The organism is Neotamlana laminarinivorans (genome assembly GCF_020523925.1).
GTDB classification, from domain to species: domain Bacteria; phylum Bacteroidota; class Bacteroidia; order Flavobacteriales; family Flavobacteriaceae; genus Neotamlana; species Neotamlana laminarinivorans.
Window position 1 is genome coordinate 473,964 of the sequence record NZ_JAJAPW010000001.1, and the last position, 17,559, is coordinate 491,522.

Consider the following 17,559-nt stretch of genomic DNA (forward strand, 5'->3'; position numbering starts at 1 on the left):
AACTACAGTTTATCCGCTAAATATTTAGCAGTTTCAGAAGTTTTAGATTTAATAACTTCCTCAGGTGTTCCAGTAGCAACCAAATTACCACCATTTTCGCCGCCTTCTGGACCTAAATCAATTATATAATCGGCACACTTAATTAAATCTAAATTGTGTTCAACAACAATAATTGAATGACCATTTTCTATCAAGGCATTAAACGATTTTAAAAGCTTTTGTATATCGTGAAAATGCAGACCTGTAGTAGGTTCATCAAAAATAAATAATGTGTTGTTTTTATTGCTTCCTTTTCCTAAAAAGGAAGCTAGTTTTATACGTTGGGCTTCGCCTCCAGAAAGGGTAGAAGAGCTTTGACCTAAAGTAACATAACCTAAACCTACATCTTGTAGCGGTTTTAATTTTTTTATGATTTTAGCTTGTTTCGTTTCTTCAAAAAAAGCAATAGCATCATCAATGGTTAAATTTAAGATATCGTCTATATTTTTATCATGAAACGTAACCTCTAAAACTTCTTTTTTAAAGCGTTTACCTTTACAAGTTTCACATTGTAAATGCACATCTGCCATAAATTGCATTTCAATGGTTACTTCACCTTCTCCCTTGCAAGTTTCACAACGTCCGCCATCTACATTAAAACTAAAATGCTTTGGTTGGTAATTACGGATGGCACTAAGTTTTTGTTTTGCAAATAACGATCGTATGTCGTCGTAAGCCTTAACGTAAGTGACAGGGTTTGATCTAGAGGAACGACCAATTGGGTTTTGATCTACAAATTCAATATGTTTCACATTACTAAAGTTCCCTTTTAATTCTGAAAACTGACCTGGTTTATCACTAAAATCTGTTAATTTCTTTTGTAAAGCAGGAAACAGTATTTTTTTAATTAATGTACTTTTTCCGCTCCCTGAAACTCCTGTAATAACAGTTAGCATATTTAAAGGGAAATTTACATTTATATTTTTTAAATTATTTTCTCGAGCACCAATAATTTCTACATTGTATTTAGATGTTCTACGCGTTTTAGGCACCTCAATTTTTAAATTTTCATTTAAATATTTCGCCGTTAAAGACTCGGAATTTAAAATGGCATTATAATCGCCTTCGGCTACCACATTTCCACCTAAAGTTCCAGCTTCTGGACCTATATCAATTATGCTATCGGCGGCTTTCATAATATCTTCATCATGCTCTACAACTATAACTGTATTTCCTAAATCGCGAAGTTGTTTTAAAACAATAATAAGTCGCTCGGTATCTTTAGGATGCAACCCTATACTGGGCTCATCTAAAATATACATGGAACCAACTAAACTACTACCTAAAGATGTTGCTAGATTTATTCGCTGACTTTCGCCACCAGATAACGTATTAGATTTTCTATTTAACGTTAAATAATTTAAACCAACATTAGATAAAAATGTTAGTCTGCTATTTATTTCCTTTAAAAGTCTATTTGCTATTTTTGTGTCATAATCATTCAACTCCAATTGGCTAAAAAAGTTAGCTAATTTGTTTAATGGTAGTTCTACTAAATCTAATAGGGTAGCACCACCAACTTTAACGTAATTGGCTTCCTCTCGCAAACGTTTGCCATTACAAGCTTTACACTTTGTTTTTCCGCGGTAACGCGAAAGCATTACACGATTTTGTATTTTATAAGCTTTAGATTCTAACTCTTCAAAAAAGCTATTTAATCCTTCAAAATATTTATTTCCATCCCAAACCAACTGCTTTTGAGCGTCGGTTAGTTCAAAATATGGCTTGTGTATAGGAAAATCGAATTTATGTGAATTATTTACTAATTGGTCTTTGTACCAACTCATACTATCTCCACGCCAAGGAAAAATTGCATTTTCGTAAACAGATAAGGCTGTATTTGGTATTACTAAATCTTCATCTATACCAATAATATCGCCGTAACCTTCACATTTTGGGCAAGCACCATAAGGATTGTTAAAGCTAAACAAATGCACGTTAGGTTCTAAAAAACTTATGCCATCTAATTCAAATTTATTACTAAAATGACGTTGATTATCATTGCTTAAAGTTTCAATTATGCATTCGCCTTTACCTTCAAAAAAAGCAGTTTGTACAGCATCTGCTAATCTGTTATAAAAATCTTCATCGGTTTTTGTTACAATTCTATCTACAACAAGTAAAACTTTATCGTTACCGGTTATTTGGTTAGTTTCATCAATTCTTAAAACCTCGTTATTTACTTTAACTCTGGCGTAACCTTGTTGGTTTAAAACCTTTAATTTATCGTGAATACTTCTGCCTTCTTCTAAGTAAATAGGGGCTAAGAGGAGCATTTTTTCTCTTTCAGCAAATGTTTTTACATAATTTACAACATCTGTAACTGTATCTTTTTTAACTTCTTGACCAGAAATTGGAGAGTAAGTTTTACCTATTCTAGCAAATAATAATTTTAAATAATCGTAAATTTCTGTGGTTGTACCAACTGTAGATCGTGGGTTAGTAGAATTTACTTTTTGTTCTATAGCAATGGCAGGAGCAATACCCTTAATGTAATCTACTTTTGGTTTATTTAATCGTCCTAAAAATTGTCGAGCATAACTAGATAAACTTTCTACGTAGCGCCTTTGTCCTTCTGCATATAATGTATCGAAAGCTAAACTAGATTTTCCAGAGCCAGATAAACCTGTAATAACAACAAGTTTGTTTCTAGGAATAACAACATCTATGTTTTTTAAATTATGAAGTTTAGCGCCTTTAATTATTATATTTTCTTTCGGATTTATGTCTGAAATATTCGTGCTCATAGAAAAATTTAAGAGTAAATAACAAAGATAAGGTTATGTAATTATTCTTTTTTAATTATTGCTACTTAATTAACATTTTGAATATTTTAAAATTCAAAATAAATACCATGAAAAGTGTATTTTAAAGGATTAAAAACATGTTTATATAATATTATGACGTAAAAAAATGTGTTAATTTTTGTTTTTTAGGAACGATTGTTGTTATATTTGGCATTATAAAGCAATAAAAACTAAACACTTGCCTATAGAATAACATTACTTTTTTAACATTTTAACCCCAACCAAAGAAATTCTTAAAAATTTTCTTTGAAAAAAGTAATGACTATGCAAAAGCAATTAATTTCAGACGCTACTTTGGTAAGTAGCTATATAAGAGGTGAGGAGAGTGCACTTGAAACTTTAATTATAAGGCACAAACAAAAAATTTACAGTTTTATTTATTCCAAAGTTTACGATAAAGATGTCGCTGAAGATATTTTTCAAGACACTTTTATTAAAGTTATTAAAACTTTAAAAAAGGGATCGTATAACGAAGAAGGTAAGTTTTTACCTTGGGTTATGCGTATATCTCACAACTTAGTTATCGATTTTTTTAGGAAAAATAACCGTATGCCAAAATTTGATAACTCTGGCGATTTTAGCATTTTTTCTGTTTTAAGCGATTCTAGCCTTAATGCTGAAAAAACTATAATTAAAGATCAAGTTGAAAACGATGTTAGAAGATTAGTTGAAGAACTACCACAAGACCAAAAAGAGGTTTTATTGATGCGTATATACAAAGACATGAGCTTTAAAGAGATATCCGATAAAACAGGAGTTAGCATAAATACAGCTTTAGGAAGAATGCGTTATGCCTTAATTAATTTAAGAAAAATAATAGAAAAGCATAACATAGTTTTAACCAACTAAACAATAAAGTAATTTTTGCTGCGTTATTTTTTTTATAAATCATTAATAAAATAAAATGGCAAAACTTTACTCTGAAAAAAAACCTTTAAATGAAATGGAGCCCCGTGAAGAAACCATTAAATTTCTTCTAAATTACTCTAAGGCTTTAAGTGTTATAAATTATAAAAAAATGAAGTTTGAAGCGCTTCTAAATTAAATTAAAAGTCCTGTTCTTCAGGACTTTTTTGATTTATAATAACCATCTAACACAGTTTTTCTGCCAATAGTTTTTGTAATTATATCTTTATCTAAATTCCAACCACGTGCAGGCGAATATTCGCGACCATACCAGATTATTTGAAGATGTAAGTCATTCCAAAGCTCTTCTGGAAATAAGCGTTTTGCATCTTTTTCGGTTTGTACCACATTTTTACCATTACTTAAATTCCAACGATACATTAATCTATGAATATGAGTATCTACCGGAAAAGCAGGTATACCAAAGGCTTGAGACAAAACTACAGCTGCTGTTTTATGCCCAACGGCAGGTAAAGCTTCAAGTGCTTCATATGTTTTTGGAACTTCACCATTATATTTTTCAATTAAAATTTTAGATAAACCATGTATGCCTTTACTTTTCATGGGCGATAAACCTACAGGTTTTATTATTTCTCTAATTTCTTCAACAGTAAGTTTAACCATATCAAAAGGGTTATCGGCACGTTCAAATAAAAGTGGTGTTATTTGATTTACACGAACATCTGTACTTTGCGCAGACATTAATACTGCAATTAATAGAGTATAAGGATCTTTATGATCTAACGGAATTGGTATTTCTGGATATAATTTGTATAGTGTATTTATAACAAAATTAACCTTTTCTTTCTTTGTCATTAATCGTATTTTTGTTAAAAACAAAATTAAGCTTATGAATACATTAAAACAAGGTGATAGTGTTCCAAATTTTTCTGTTAAAGATGAAACTGGAAATTTAATATCACTAAATGATTACAAAGGAAAAAAATTGATAGTATTTTTCTATCCAAAAGCAAGCACCCCAGGATGTACAGCAGAAGCTTGTAATTTAAGAGATAACTATAAAGAGTTACAAGAAGCTGGTTACGAATTATTAGGGGTTAGTGCAGATAGCGAGAAAAGACAAAGTAATTTTAAAAATAAATATGAATTTCCTTTTCCGCTTTTAGCAGATGAAGATAAAGAGGTAATTAATGCTTTTGGAGTTTGGGGGCCTAAAAAATTTATGGGAAAAGAATATGATGGTATTCATCGTAAAACATTTATTGTTGATGAAAATGGTATTGTGGAACGCGTTATTGATAAAGTAAAAACTAAAGATCACGCAGCACAAATTTTGGAATAAAAAAAAGAGGCTTTTAAAGCCTCTTTTTAGTTTTATTTTAATCGTTTTCTACTTAACGTTAGTGGTTTTCTTGTATAACCAAACAATCTGTAATCTTTAATTAATTCTGCAGTGCCTTCGGGAACCATATCTTCCCAACCAGTTTCTCCATTGGTAATCATTTTTAATATTTCTCTAGAAAAAATATTCATAATACTGGTGTCATACTCTTCAATATCAATAACTTTTCCGTTATATTTAAAAAACTTATAAAGCTCTTTCATTCTTGGATGAACTTTTAAATTCTCACTATTTATTAGCTCTCCTGTATCTGGATCGAGCATAGGATATAGGTAAACTTTTAAATCTTTAAAGAATAGCTTACCAAAAGCTTCTAATATTCCTCCACTTATATGACGATAATATTTTTCATCAAAAGTTTCAACCATATTACTAACTCCCATAACTAAGCCCATTCTGGCTTTTGTGTAATTAGAGAAATATTCAACAACTTTGTAATACTCTTGGAAATTTGAAATCATTACAGAGTGCCCAAGCGAACATAATAAATCGGCTCTGTCTATAAAATCTTGTTCATCAATTTCGCCTTCAGCTCTAAGGTTAGATAATGTTATTTCAAAAACAACTTCAGTTTTGTCTTTCTCAACTTTATTTTCGTTTATAAACATTTCGTATGATTTCTCGTACATTGCCATGTTTACCTTAGTTACCGGCCTAAAACTACCGCGAAGTGCTAAAATATTTTTCTTGTAAAACACTTTAGCTGGTAAAACATTGGTGCCATCTGGACCAAACATTACAGCATCAGTCATACCGTTTTTAACAAGCTGTAAACTCATTAATCTGTTATCTACATTCTTAAAAACCGGACCAGAAAAGTTTATGGTATCTATTTCTACTTGATCTTTATGTAAATGGTCGTATAAATAACGTAGTAACTTTTTAGGCTCATTATACTTATAGAAAGCACCATAAATTAAATTGGTTCCTAAAACACCAAGAGTTTCTTGCTGTAATCTTGCATCAGTTTCTTTAAAACGAACGTGCAAAATAATTTCGTTATAATCGCCAGTTGCTTCAACTTGATACCTAATACCAACCCAACCATGTCCTTTAAATTGCTTTGCAAAATCTATGGTTGCCACAGTGTTGGCGTAAGTAAAAAATATTTTATTTGGGTTTTTATCTCTAACCAGCCTTTCTTCAATTAAATTCATTTCATGGGCTAGCATTTTTCGTAACCTGGCTTCAGTAACGTAACGCCCATCTGCTTCAGCTCCATAAATGGCATCACTAAAATCTTTATCGTAAGCAGACATAGCTTTGGCAATAGTACCAGAAGCACCACCGGCTCTAAAAAAATGTCTACAGGTTTCTTGTCCAGCTCCAATTTCTGCAAAGGTTCCGTAAATATTTTCGTTTAAATTAATGCGAAGTGCTTTCGATTTTAGAGAAGGTATATTATCGAATTCTTTATCTCCTTTTATGGTAATTTCCATATTAAATTTTTAGCTTATCTGTGTTTCTCACAAAGGTATTAAATAAGTAAAGCAAACAAAAAAATAAGTTTATTTTTGTATCAAACTTTTATATTACATTGAAAATTACATTTCTTGGTACTGGCACCTCACAAGGTATTCCTATTATTGGAAGCAAACATCCCGTTTGTTTAAGTAAAAACAAAAAGGACAAACGATTAAGAGTTTCTGTTTTAGTAGAATGGGAAAATTATAGTTATGTAATAGATTGTGGGCCAGATTTTAGATACCAAATGCTAAGAAGTGGATGTACTAAGCTAGATGGCATAGTGTTTACACACGAGCATTCTGACCATGTTTTGGGGTTAGATGATATTAGACCTTTTTACTTCATGCATGGCGATTTACCAATTTACGCACATTCCAGAGTTTTAAATGAGTTGAAAAAAAGATTTAATTATATTTTTGAAACTAAAAATAAATACCCTGGCGCACCAACGGTAATAGAGCATGAAATAAAAAATGAACCATTTAAGTTAAAAAACATTGAAGTTATGCCCATTAATGGTTTACATGGTAAACTTCAAGTTTTTGGCTATAAGTTTCAAAATTTTGCTTACTTAACAGATATGAAAACGGTTGCTGATGAAGAAATAGAAAAAATTAAAAATGTAGATGTTTTAGTGGTTAATGCATTACGTGAAAAGCCACATCATTCTCATTTTAATTTGGAAGAAGCATTAGTTTTTATAAAAAAGGTAAGCCCCAAAAAAGCTTATCTTACGCACATTAGCCATTTATTAGGTTTTCATGATGAAGTTGAAAAAACATTACCAGAAAATGTATTTTTAGCCTATGATGGCTTAGAATTATTTATATAAAAAATTAAGAAAAGAATATGAAACAAAGAATTTTTATGTACTTGTTTGTTTTTGCAGTACTACTTATAATATTTCAATATGTAAATGCTAAACGAGTTTTTGAAGGTTTAAACAAACAAAATGAAAGCTACAAAGTACAAGTTGAAAAATATAAGGATTCCGTTGTAAAACTTCATCATAAAATAAAGAATAACACTTATTTTAGTTTAGAAAATAATGAAGATGCTTTAAGTTATTTTGAGGCAGATGGCTACAAGGTTTCAGAATTACTACCTTATATAAAAGACAAATTATATGAAACAAACGAAGTTTCGGGCGAGCACCCTTTGGTGCCTTATGTATCTGGAGAAAACCGAAAAATTTTAATTAATACCGTTAAATTTTTAAACCATAAATGGTTAATTGCTAACTTCTCTGATGGGGAGCTATGGGGAGAAATTTTAGTTAGCTATTTTGTTAATGAAGACAAAACTATAGATTTTGAGTTATCTGAGTCGTTCTTATACCCAAATTATTAACAAGTTAATTTATTTTATAAGCAATACCTTTTTGTTTCTTAGTTTCACCAACATAAGAATACTCAAAAGTATAAGAAGAATCCGTTGTAGTTAAGATTTTTAAATGAATATCTTTTCTTTCAGCTCTATTTTTAGGGTTTATTGTTTTGAAAATAACCTCACAATCATTAATCCAACGCAAGCTAGAAGAATCCTTTTTGCCATTATATGTTTCTACTTGAATGTTTTTAGCTCTATTAAAAGTAGACTTGTAAAGCTCATCATTAATAATAACTTCGCTATAAAATTTACCTGTTTTAAAATCTTTACAATTTCTAGTAGTGGTATAACAACCGAAAAAGCAAAAAAACAAACCCCAAATAATTGACTTCATATAATTTTTTAAAACAAAAATAACAAGATTATTTATTAATTATTGTAGTTTTCAAAAGTTCCGTCTGAGTAAAATATAACTATACGATTAATACGCTTGTTATTTATTTTATTTAGATTAGGTTGATCCGTTTTTATTTCAGCTTCTTTTTCATCAAATCTCGTAGAAAATAAATCATTATTTTGCTCAACATTTTGAATATTTAATTCTTTAGAAATTGTTTTTTTAGGGAATTCTCCTTTACCGTTAAATAACCAATACAAATCAACTTCAGGGTAGTTGTCAAAAATTTTTAAAACAAAATCTAAACTAGGTTTATTTCTTCCTGATAATATATGCGAAATACTAGAACGCTGAACTCCTATTTTTTGCGCAAAAGAAGAAGCTGATTCACCGTAATAATCAATAATTATTTGAAGTCTTTTAATAAAATCAATACTGTTTACCATTGTGAACAATGTTTAAAAATTACAAATGTTACAAATGTAAATATAAGCATTTTAATTATGTATACAAGTTTTACATCAACAAATAAATTGTAATTTTAAGTTTAAGTAAATGCATTTAAAATACTGAAAAACATATATTTAAGTGTTTGTTATTGAAAATAGTTATTAATGTAACATATTTATCTCGAGACATGTTTACATTTGTATAACATCAGACAATTTCTTTTGTTTACATTTGTAATAATTATATTGTTTACATTTGTAACTCAATTAATAAATATGAAAATAACACATATACAATCAGCATTTAAAAATAATATAGAACACAGCCTAAAACATAGATACATTACCAATGGTGATATAGAACCTTTATTAAATAATATAGGAAGTATGGTTAAGGTTGAAGTTATAGGTAAGTCGGTTTTAAACGATAATATTTATGGATTAAAATTAGGTAAAGGAAACAAGCGTATTTTAATGTGGTCTCAAATGCATGGTAATGAATCTACAACTACCAAGGCCATTTTCGATTTAATAAACACATTAAAAAATGAAACAGAGCTAAATTATATTTTAGAAGCTTGTACATTATATATTATACCAATACTAAATCCAGATGGTGCAAAAGCTTACACAAGAGTTAATGCTAATCAGGTTGATTTAAACCGAGATGCTCAAAACCAAACTCAACCAGAAAGCCAACACTTAAAAAACATATTCAATAATTTCAAACCAGATTATTGTTTTAATTTACATGGACAACGTACTATTTTCGGAGCAGGAAAAACTAATAAATCTGCCACAATATCATTTTTAGCACCTGCCCAAGATGAAAACTGTACAGTTACCGCTAACCGAAAAATAGCTATGGAAATAATTTCTGTTATGAATAATAGCTTACAGAAAATAATCCCAAATCAAGTCGGTGTTTACGATGACGCTTTTAATATTAATTGTGTCGGAGATACATTTCAAAGTGAAAATGTGCCTACTATTTTATTTGAGGCTGGACACTATAAAAATGACTATGCAAGAGATAAAACTCGTGAGTTTATTTATATTTCTTATCTATCTGCATTAAGCTATATTTCAAAAAATAATGTTACCGGAAATTTTGCAGATGATTATTTTAATATACCAGAAAATGAAAAGTGTTTTTTTGATGTAATAATAAGAAATGCTAAAATTAATAATGAAATTTTAGATGTAGCTATTCAATATCAAGAACAATTAATAGATAATCAAGTTTTATTTATTCCAAAAGTTGAAAAAATTGAGAAGATATTAAATTATAATTCTCATAATGAGATAGATGCAAAAGATGGTAATGTAACAGATGAAAATGATAATACCATAAAAATAGGTAGCGAAAACGTTTTAGTTATGAAAAATAATGTGAAATTATCATTAAATTTAAAATAAAACGTATTATTTATGTGTTTTTTTTAATAAAAATGTATTAATTTTACATCTTATTTAAGATATAGTTAATATGGGGAAAATAAAATTAGACGAAATCGATCATCAAATTCTTGATATGTTAATTGATAACACAAGAATTCCATTTACAGACATTGCCAAAAAATTATTAATTTCTGCAGGAACGGTTCATGTTCGAGTAAAGAAAATGGAAGAATCAGGAATTATAAAGGGGTCTTCATTAAGTTTAGATTACAAGAAATTAGGTTATTCATTTATAGCCTATGTAGGAGTGTATTTAAATAATACATCTCAAACTAAATTTGTCTTAGAACGTATTAATGAAATTCCTTATGTAACTGTAGCTCATATAACCACAGGCAAGTTTAATATTTTTTGTAAAATAAGAGCAAGAAGTACGGAACATGCTAAAGAAGTTATATTTTTATTAGATGATATTGAAGGTGTTTATAGAACAGAAACTATGATTTCTTTAGAAGAAAGTATAAACGATAAAAAACGTTTAATGCACTCTATATTCAATGATTTATAAAAATCAATACATATAAAATTAAAAAGCTCTCGTACTGAGAGCTTTTTTTTATCGATAATGTAGATAACGGGTATTAATTGGTAATTTAAAGATTTTTTTTGATGAATTAATATTGAAAAAAGATATTTACAATTGAAATTAAAGCCCTTTTTACAAAACAACTTATAATGAATAAACTTAATCGAATCTATAAATCATATCTAATCCTATTTTCTATAGTATTATCATTTAGTTCATGTGTAACTAAGCAAGAAGTGGTCTATTTTCAAAATGCTAAAGATTTTGAAACTATGGTTGATACTGATACTTTTGAAGCTAAGTTGAAAATTGGTGATATTGTAAGCATATATATTTCTACGTTAAATCCAGCTTTAGCACAACCCTACAATATAATTATGGAAACGGGTGCAGCTGGAGAAGCAGTAAATTATATAATTGATATAGATGGTAATATAGATTATCCCGTATTGGGTAAAATTAAATTGGTCGGGCTAACCACTGAGGAAGCAAAAGAATTATTTAAGAAAAAATTTAAAGAAGGGAATTTATTAAAAGATCCGGTAGTAATTATTAGAATTTTAAACTATAGAATTACAGTTGCTGGTGCTGTTAATTCTCCTGGCGTATACCCGATAGAAAATGAGCGTGTTACAATTTTAGAAGCCTTAGGAATGGCTGGAGACCTTACAATAAAAGGTAAGCGAGAAAATGTTATGGTTATAAGAGATCAAAACGGAACAAAAACAGTCTCACGCATAGATTTAACAAGTAAAGAAGTGTTTAATTCGCCTGTATTTTATTTAACTCAAAACGACTACGTCTACGTTGAACCAAACAACTCTGCTGTGAGTGGAGCCTCAGGAGACTCCAGGATTAGTACAATTATAACAATAACATCTTTCTTGTTAACTACAGCATTAATATTTGTTACAAGAAATTAAATAACGTATTATTTCATAATAACATTCATAGAAAAAAAGCCACTAAATTAAAATTTAGTGGCTTTTTAAAATATAAATTTTTTTAGCTCGCATAGTAATTAAAAGCATCTAAAATAACACTTTCTTCTACAATACAATCAATTTTTGGTTTTCCTATAGCTTCCAATAATACGAAGTTAATGTTGCCGTGACTATTCTTTTTATCATATTTAAGTAGTTCCAATATAGGTTTTATATCCTGATTTTCAATTACAACTTCTCCGTAGTAACTAATAAATAGTTTTTTTATAAAATCTCTTTCCGGTTTTGGGAAATTGGTGAGTTCACTAGATATATAAGCTGCTAAAATCATGCCTATAACAATAGCTTCACCATGAAGCAATGTCTTTTTATTTTCGTTACCTAAAAAATAAGTTTCAATTGCATGGCCCAGTGTATGACCAAAATTTAATGTTTTTCGTAATCCGTTTTCTCTAGGGTCTTCAGTTACAACATTACGTTTAATAATTACCGATTCGTAAATCAACTCATCTAAATCATCCAATGAAAGTTTGGATAAATCAGTAAATTTATTCCAATAATTCACATCACTTATCAATCCATGCTTTAGCATTTCAGCTAAGCCAGAACGCATTTGGTTAGTAGGTAAAGTATCTAAAAAATTAGTATCTATCAATACTAAATCAGGGCTATCTATAACCCCAATTTGATTCTTTAAATGACCTAAATCAACTCCTGTTTTACCGCCAACAGAGGCATCAACCATTGATAGTAGTGTGGTTGGTATATTTACATATGCTATACCACGCTTAAATGTACAGGCTACAAAACCACCTAAATCTGTAATAACGCCACCACCAACATTAATCATTAAGCTTTTTCTATCAGCATCTAAATCCGATAAAGTATTCCATACTCCAACACAAGTGTCAATTGTTTTATTAATTTCACCAGATTCAATTTCAATAATTTCAATGGTAATTGAAGTTTCTAAATTTTCTAATAAAATAGGTAAACACAATTCATGTGTATTTTCATCAACTAAAATAAATATTTTAGAAAAATCACTTTCTTCAATATGCTTATTTAGAGAAGTATAGCAGTTTTTATTAAAATGTATTATGCTATTATTTGCGGTAATTGAATCCATTAAAATGAAATTTTTTTTTGAGGATGTGAAATTAAGGAGATTTTATAAAAAAAGATAACATCGGTATAATTATCTTTATCAAAATTTTTTCAAAAAATGAACACCAATTTAATTTTTGATAACACAGAAGTGGCTTTTGCCTTAAAAAATGATTCTGAATTAGAGCGCGCTTATTTTTTATTCAAAATGATATCAATTGAACCTTTAGTAAAAATAGGAACTGCCGCTACAAATTTTGCACTAAAGGCACATTTACCTATTGAAGGATTAATTAGATCTACGGTTTTTGATCATTTTTGCGGAGGTGTAAATGAGGAAGATTGCTTACCTGTAATAGAAAAAATGTACACTAAGGGAGTAAGTTCAGTATTAGATTATTCAGTTGAAGGCAAAGAAAATGAAAAAGAATTTGACGCTGCTAAAAACAAAATAATAAAAATTATAGAATTTGGCAAAGACAACAAAGCTATGCCTATTGCGGTTTTTAAGCCTACCGGATTTGGACGATTTCATTTATATCAAAAAATAGGAGAAGGAAAAACTTTAACCATAGAAGAAAGCAAAGAATGGGAAAGGGTAGTGCAACGCTTTGATGAAGTTTGCTTGAAAGCAAAAGAAGCAAATGTAACCGTTTTAATTGATGCGGAAGAGAGTTGGATGCAAGATGCGGCCGATAATTTAGTTACCAATATGATGGAAAAGTACAATACTGAAAAGCCAATTGTATTTAACACTGTACAAATGTACAGGCATGATAGGTTAGCTTTTCTTGAAGAAGAATTAAAAAAATCTAAATTAGGAAATTATTTTCTTGGTTATAAGTTAGTGCGTGGTGCGTATATGGAAAAAGAAAATGATAGAGCAGAACAAAAAAGATATAAAACACCTATATGTGAAAGCAAATTTGCTACAGATCAAAATTTTAATGATGGTTTAAAGTTTATAATGAAAAATTTAAAGACTATTAGTTTGTTTGCAGGAACACACAATGAGGACAGTTCATATTTATTAATGCGACTAATGGCTGAAAATAATATAGAAAACAACGACCCAAGGATTTGGTTTGGTCAATTATACGGTATGAGCGACCATATTAGTTTTAACCTAGCTGCACAAGGTTATAATGTGGCAAAATATGTTCCTTTTGGTCCTGTAAAAGATGTTATGCCTTATTTAATAAGACGTGCTGAAGAAAACACATCGGTTGCTGGACAGACAGGACGTGAGTTAGCGCTTTTAGCAAAAGAAAAACGACGCAGAAAGACTTAAAATTTAAAGAGAGTTTTTTAAAATAGTTTTTATTTCTTGACTACTTAAATCTCTACTTATGTTTTCTAGTTTTAAAAAATTTATTGAATTTATAATTTTATTTGAATTTTCAACTATAAATATATCTGTGTTTGGTGTAGCTACTAGTTTTTCAGAATTACTAATTATTTCTTCTTTTAATTTTTCACCTGGTCTTAAACCAATATAGTTAATAGGGTAATTATCATTTAAATTATGTAAAAAAAGGATTCGCTGTGCCAAATCGATTATTTTTATTGGTTCTCCCATATTAAAAGTAAAAGTATTACTCGACTTATGGATTTTAGTAATTTTTAAAATTAAATTACAGGCCTTTTCTTTATTGATAAAATATCTTGAGATATTGGGGTCGGTTATGGTTATAGGTTCTTTGTTTAAAATTTGTTTATTAAACAAAGGTATTACAGACCCATTAGAGCCTAATACATTACCAAATCGTGTAATTAAGAATGTAGTTTTAAATTGTTTTTCTAAAAATTTTAAATAGCGTTCTGCTATTAATTTGGTTAAACCCATGATACTTATAGGGTTAACTGCTTTGTCTGTAGAGATGAAAATGAATTTTTTTACATTAAATGTAATCGACATATCTGCTAGATATTTTGTGCCAAATATATTCAGTTTTATGGCTTCTAGCGGATTGTGTTCCATTAACGGAACATGTTTATAAGCAGCTGCATGAAGGATTATTGTTGGCTTATAATTTATAAATAAATGTTCTAAAGATGTTTTTTCTGTAATATTTAAAACAAAAAACTCAACATTTTTTAATTGTTTACTTTCTAAATCCTTTATAAGTTCGTAAAGCGGTGATTCGGCTATATCAATAAGAATTAATTTTTTGAAAGTTGAATGAATCAACTGTTTAGCTAATGTGCTTCCTATTGAACCAGCAGCTCCAGTTATTATTATGATGTCATCAGAAAAATCATGAGTAATTAAATTTTGCTTCAATTTACTTGAAAACATGTTTGAATTTAGTAATAAATTATCAATACGATCTGAAGTACTGCTGTTCATAAAGTGCGATTCTAAATTCTGTTTAAATAATTTATTTTTAATGCTTTACAAGTAAGATTTAAATATTTACTTTAAGAATAAAAATATAGTTTTAATAATAATTTTTACATCTAAAGTTAAACTTTTCGATTTTATATAAAGTTTATTAAGTTCTATTTTATTTGGCAAAATTGTATTTAAGTAAAATGCTTCAGGATTTTCTGCAGTTTTTAGCAATTCATCTTCATCTTTATATTTCAAAGAAGCTAGACCTGTAAGACCGGGTTTAATTTTTAAAACTTCAAAATAGTTTGGCTGATACTTATTTACAAAATAGCGTAATTCTGGCCTGGGTCCTACAAAGCTCATATCACCTTTTAATATGTTAAATAATTGTGGTAGTTCATCTAATTTAAATTTACGCAAATAGTAACCTGCTTTGGTAATTCTAGAGTCGTTGTTACCAAGAGTTAAGTTTGATTTTTTTTTGAAAGTAACATACATTGTCCTGTATTTGTAAAGCACAAAATCAATGTTGTTTTTACCAACGCGATTTTGTTTAAATATTATTGGTCCTTTTGAATCTAATTTTACAATTATGGCAATGAAAACAAGGTATGGAAATAATAAAATAAGTCCTGCTATTGAAAAAAAAATATCAAAACAGCGTTTTATCATTCTTTTAATATTTTCAAAGTTTTAACTGTTGCAATACTATCGCAGTTTTCAATGGTTAATGCAATGTTTTTAGAATTTAAAACATTTTCTAAGTAATAAATAGCACAAGGTTTTTTCTGGGTTTCACTTTTTGAAAAATTTATATCTCCGTGTTTTATAATGCTATTAACTTTAGCTGTGTCTAAACTATTTATATTTAAAATTGAATATACTTCGCTAGAGTAAACTATTTTTTTAGAGTTAATATTTTTAATAACTCTTGCTTCTGGACCATAACTACAAGAGGTTTTTTTTCCGCTTAAAAAAAAAGCTAAAACAATTAATCCTATTGAAAAACCGCCAAGATAATACCCGAGTCTGTGTATAAACTTCATTTATTTTGTATTCAAAAAAAGTAATAGTCGGCAATTAAAAAATGAGCAAGTTAACATCACTGCAATCTAAATCAAACCAATCAGCTACCGATTTACTAGTTAAAATTCCGTGGTAAAAATACAACCCATTTTTTAAACCTCTATCAAATCTTAATGAATTTTCAAGTCCACCATCTTCTCCTATTTTTAAAAGGTAAGGTGTAAAAATGTTACTAATTGAAATTGAAGATGTTCTGGGGTATCTTGCCGGAATATTTGGCACACAGTAATGCACTACATCGTGACGCAAAAATGTAGGTTTGTCATGGTTTGTTACTTCGCTAGTTTCAAAACAACCTCCCATATCTATACTTACATCAATAATAATACTACCTTTTTTCATGGATTGCACCATTTGGTCTGTAACCAAAATAGGTGAACGATTAGTGCCTCTAACAGCACCAATGACTACATCACAACGTTTTAAAGCTTTAGCTAAATTTTTTGGTTGAATAGTAGAAGTAAATATTGGACGACCTAAATGAGCTTGAAGACGTCTTAATTTAGTAAGTGAATTATCAAAAACTTTAACATTTGCACCTAAACCTAAAGCACTTCTAGAAGCGAATTCACCAACGGTGCCGCCTCCAAGTATAACAACTTGTATAGGGGGCACTCCACTAATATTGCCAAACATAAGTCCGTTTCCATTTTTAGGATCTGAAAGTAACTCGGCTGCAATAAGTACAGAAGCTGTTCCGGCAATTTCACTTAAAGAGCGCACAGCTGGATAATTACCATCATCATCTCTAATAAATTCAAACGCTAATGCTGTTACACGTTTAGCTGCAAGAGCTTCAAAATATTTTTTACTTTGTGTTTTTATTTGAAGTGCTGAAATTAGTATAGTTTGCGGATTAATAAGCTTAATTTGATCTAGGGTAGGAGGTTCTACTTTTAAAATCATAGGACATGAAAATACTTTAGCAGTATCTTGTGTAACTTCAGCTCCAGCTTCACTATAATCTTTATCACTAAAATTAGCATTTTCTCCAGCACCAGATTCAATTAAAACTCTATGGCCATTACTAACTAATGCATAAACTGCATCTGGAGTTAAACAAACTCTTTTTTCTTGAAAAGCTGTTTCTTTAGGTATTCCTATAAATAAATCTCCTTTTTTCTTAAAAATTTCCAGCTTTTCTTCTTGAGGTATAAGCTGTTGTTTAGTGAAAGGTGATAAGGGGTTTGACATATTTAGTTTATTAAAAAAATTAAATTACAAATATTTTTTTTATTGGATAATATTTGCAGTGAAATTTTAGAATTATTTTAAAATAACTTAAAGTAATTTCTCTAAACATAAATTTTACATAGTTTTAAACTTGCCTTAATTTTAAGTTT

19 protein-coding genes are annotated in these 17,559 nt (G+C 29.2%); 9 read left to right on the forward strand and 10 right to left on the reverse strand.

Annotated elements, in window-relative coordinates:
* Positions 1-2: 2 nt before the first annotated feature.
* Positions 3-2,786, reverse strand: coding sequence for an excinuclease ABC subunit UvrA (gene uvrA / locus LG649_RS02180; RefSeq protein ID WP_226540438.1), 2,784 nt, complete (start codon positions 2,784-2,786; stop codon positions 3-5).
* Between the two features lie 324 nt (positions 2,787-3,110).
* Between uvrA and LG649_RS02185 the strand changes: the two genes are divergently transcribed.
* Positions 3,111-3,695 carry an RNA polymerase sigma factor gene (locus tag LG649_RS02185; RefSeq protein ID WP_226540439.1) on the forward strand — a complete coding sequence of 195 codons (585 nt, stop codon included), beginning with the start codon at positions 3,111-3,113 and terminating at the stop codon, positions 3,693-3,695.
* Positions 3,696-3,750: 55 nt separating this feature from the next.
* Entirely contained in the window at positions 3,751-3,891 is a 141-nt protein-coding gene (locus tag LG649_RS02190) for a hypothetical protein (protein ID WP_226540440.1), read from the forward strand.
* Between the two features lie 17 nt (positions 3,892-3,908).
* Here the strand turns inward: LG649_RS02190 and LG649_RS02195 are convergent, their stop codons facing one another.
* Complete coding sequence (locus tag LG649_RS02195; protein ID WP_226540441.1) at positions 3,909-4,568, reverse strand: endonuclease III domain-containing protein; 660 nt, start codon at positions 4,566-4,568, stop codon at positions 3,909-3,911.
* A 34-nt stretch (positions 4,569-4,602) separates the two neighbouring features.
* Between LG649_RS02195 and bcp the strand changes: the two genes are divergently transcribed.
* Positions 4,603-5,055: a thioredoxin-dependent thiol peroxidase gene (gene bcp, locus LG649_RS02200; RefSeq protein WP_226540442.1), complete on the forward strand. Its 453-nt coding sequence runs from the start codon at positions 4,603-4,605 to the stop codon at positions 5,053-5,055.
* Between the two features lie 32 nt (positions 5,056-5,087).
* On the opposite strand, the gene LG649_RS02205 is transcribed toward bcp, so the two are convergent.
* On the reverse strand, positions 5,088-6,554 hold the full coding sequence (locus LG649_RS02205; protein ID WP_226540444.1) for a TonB-dependent receptor: 1,467 nt from the start codon (positions 6,552-6,554) through the stop codon (positions 5,088-5,090).
* A 98-nt stretch (positions 6,555-6,652) separates the two neighbouring features.
* On the opposite strand from LG649_RS02205, the gene LG649_RS02210 reads away from it, so the two are divergent.
* Positions 6,653-7,414, forward strand: a complete 762-nt coding sequence (locus LG649_RS02210) for an MBL fold metallo-hydrolase (RefSeq protein WP_226540446.1) — start codon at positions 6,653-6,655, stop codon at positions 7,412-7,414.
* 17 nt (positions 7,415-7,431) lie between these two features.
* A complete protein-coding gene (locus LG649_RS02215; RefSeq protein ID WP_226540448.1) occupies positions 7,432-7,932 on the forward strand; it encodes a hydrolase in 501 nt (166 codons plus the stop codon).
* Between the two features lie 4 nt (positions 7,933-7,936).
* Here LG649_RS02215 and LG649_RS02220 read toward each other — a convergent pair whose 3' ends face one another.
* Positions 7,937-8,305: a DNA topoisomerase IV gene (locus LG649_RS02220; RefSeq protein ID WP_226540450.1), complete on the reverse strand. Its 369-nt coding sequence runs from the start codon at positions 8,303-8,305 to the stop codon at positions 7,937-7,939.
* A 35-nt stretch (positions 8,306-8,340) separates the two neighbouring features.
* On the reverse strand, positions 8,341-8,754 hold the full coding sequence (locus LG649_RS02225; protein WP_226540452.1) for a helix-turn-helix domain-containing protein: 414 nt from the start codon (positions 8,752-8,754) through the stop codon (positions 8,341-8,343).
* 279 nt (positions 8,755-9,033) lie between these two features.
* On the opposite strand from LG649_RS02225, the gene LG649_RS02230 reads away from it, so the two are divergent.
* The 3 genes from LG649_RS02230 (at position 9,034) to LG649_RS02240 (ending at position 11,667) form a co-directional block, all read left to right on the forward strand.
* Positions 9,034-10,176: a M14 family zinc carboxypeptidase gene (locus LG649_RS02230; RefSeq protein WP_226540454.1), complete on the forward strand. Its 1,143-nt coding sequence runs from the start codon at positions 9,034-9,036 to the stop codon at positions 10,174-10,176.
* A gap of 70 nt (positions 10,177-10,246) precedes the next feature.
* A complete protein-coding gene (locus LG649_RS02235; RefSeq protein ID WP_226540456.1) occupies positions 10,247-10,726 on the forward strand; it encodes an Lrp/AsnC family transcriptional regulator in 480 nt (159 codons plus the stop codon).
* 167 nt (positions 10,727-10,893) lie between these two features.
* Complete coding sequence (locus tag LG649_RS02240) at positions 10,894-11,667, forward strand: polysaccharide biosynthesis/export family protein (RefSeq protein ID WP_226540458.1); 774 nt, start codon at positions 10,894-10,896, stop codon at positions 11,665-11,667.
* 82 nt (positions 11,668-11,749) lie between these two features.
* On the opposite strand, the gene aroB is transcribed toward LG649_RS02240, so the two are convergent.
* Entirely contained in the window at positions 11,750-12,817 is a 1,068-nt protein-coding gene (gene aroB, locus LG649_RS02245; protein ID WP_226540459.1) for a 3-dehydroquinate synthase, read from the reverse strand.
* Positions 12,818-12,913: 96 nt separating this feature from the next.
* On the opposite strand from aroB, the gene LG649_RS02250 reads away from it, so the two are divergent.
* On the forward strand, positions 12,914-14,086 hold the full coding sequence (locus LG649_RS02250) for a proline dehydrogenase family protein (RefSeq protein WP_226540461.1): 1,173 nt from the start codon (positions 12,914-12,916) through the stop codon (positions 14,084-14,086).
* Positions 14,087-14,089: 3 nt separating this feature from the next.
* Here LG649_RS02250 and LG649_RS02255 read toward each other — a convergent pair whose 3' ends face one another.
* From LG649_RS02255 to LG649_RS02270, 4 genes are all read right to left on the reverse strand, one after another.
* The gene (locus LG649_RS02255) at positions 14,090-15,145 is read right to left on the reverse strand and encodes an SDR family NAD(P)-dependent oxidoreductase (RefSeq protein WP_226540463.1); all 1,056 of its coding nucleotides are present in this window, start codon (positions 15,143-15,145) and stop codon (positions 14,090-14,092) included.
* A gap of 66 nt (positions 15,146-15,211) precedes the next feature.
* The gene (locus tag LG649_RS02260; RefSeq protein WP_226540465.1) at positions 15,212-15,802 is read right to left on the reverse strand and encodes a sugar transferase; all 591 of its coding nucleotides are present in this window, start codon (positions 15,800-15,802) and stop codon (positions 15,212-15,214) included.
* Positions 15,799-16,176: a hypothetical protein gene (locus LG649_RS02265; protein WP_226540467.1), complete on the reverse strand. Its 378-nt coding sequence runs from the start codon at positions 16,174-16,176 to the stop codon at positions 15,799-15,801. Before LG649_RS02265 ends, LG649_RS02260 begins: the two co-directional genes overlap by 4 nt.
* Before the next feature lie 34 nt (positions 16,177-16,210).
* The gene (locus LG649_RS02270; RefSeq protein WP_226540468.1) at positions 16,211-17,410 is read right to left on the reverse strand and encodes an alanine dehydrogenase; all 1,200 of its coding nucleotides are present in this window, start codon (positions 17,408-17,410) and stop codon (positions 16,211-16,213) included.
* Positions 17,411-17,559 lie beyond the last annotated feature (149 nt).

What these genes read in the sequence shown, in the direction of transcription:
- uvrA (WP_226540438.1), bottom strand. Translation starts at nt 2,786, where the DNA reads ATGAGCACGAATATTTCAGACATAAATCCGAAAGAAAATATAATAATT.
- LG649_RS02185 (WP_226540439.1), top strand. Translation starts at nt 3,111, where the DNA reads ATGCAAAAGCAATTAATTTCAGACGCTACTTTGGTAAGTAGCTATATA.
- LG649_RS02190 (WP_226540440.1), top strand. Translation starts at nt 3,751, where the DNA reads ATGGCAAAACTTTACTCTGAAAAAAAACCTTTAAATGAAATGGAGCCC.
- LG649_RS02195 (WP_226540441.1), bottom strand. Translation starts at nt 4,568, where the DNA reads ATGACAAAGAAAGAAAAGGTTAATTTTGTTATAAATACACTATACAAA.
- bcp (WP_226540442.1), top strand. Translation starts at nt 4,603, where the DNA reads ATGAATACATTAAAACAAGGTGATAGTGTTCCAAATTTTTCTGTTAAA.
- LG649_RS02205 (WP_226540444.1), bottom strand. Translation starts at nt 6,554, where the DNA reads ATGGAAATTACCATAAAAGGAGATAAAGAATTCGATAATATACCTTCT.
- LG649_RS02215 (WP_226540448.1), top strand. Translation starts at nt 7,432, where the DNA reads ATGAAACAAAGAATTTTTATGTACTTGTTTGTTTTTGCAGTACTACTT.
- LG649_RS02220 (WP_226540450.1), bottom strand. Translation starts at nt 8,305, where the DNA reads ATGAAGTCAATTATTTGGGGTTTGTTTTTTTGCTTTTTCGGTTGTTAT.
- LG649_RS02225 (WP_226540452.1), bottom strand. Translation starts at nt 8,754, where the DNA reads ATGGTAAACAGTATTGATTTTATTAAAAGACTTCAAATAATTATTGAT.
- LG649_RS02230 (WP_226540454.1), top strand. Translation starts at nt 9,034, where the DNA reads ATGAAAATAACACATATACAATCAGCATTTAAAAATAATATAGAACAC.
- LG649_RS02235 (WP_226540456.1), top strand. Translation starts at nt 10,247, where the DNA reads ATGGGGAAAATAAAATTAGACGAAATCGATCATCAAATTCTTGATATG.
- LG649_RS02240 (WP_226540458.1), top strand. Translation starts at nt 10,894, where the DNA reads ATGAATAAACTTAATCGAATCTATAAATCATATCTAATCCTATTTTCT.
- aroB (WP_226540459.1), bottom strand. Translation starts at nt 12,817, where the DNA reads ATGGATTCAATTACCGCAAATAATAGCATAATACATTTTAATAAAAAC.
- LG649_RS02250 (WP_226540461.1), top strand. Translation starts at nt 12,914, where the DNA reads ATGAACACCAATTTAATTTTTGATAACACAGAAGTGGCTTTTGCCTTA.
- LG649_RS02255 (WP_226540463.1), bottom strand. Translation starts at nt 15,145, where the DNA reads ATGAACAGCAGTACTTCAGATCGTATTGATAATTTATTACTAAATTCA.
- LG649_RS02260 (WP_226540465.1), bottom strand. Translation starts at nt 15,802, where the DNA reads ATGATAAAACGCTGTTTTGATATTTTTTTTTCAATAGCAGGACTTATT.
- LG649_RS02265 (WP_226540467.1), bottom strand. Translation starts at nt 16,176, where the DNA reads ATGAAGTTTATACACAGACTCGGGTATTATCTTGGCGGTTTTTCAATA.
- LG649_RS02270 (WP_226540468.1), bottom strand. Translation starts at nt 17,410, where the DNA reads ATGTCAAACCCCTTATCACCTTTCACTAAACAACAGCTTATACCTCAA.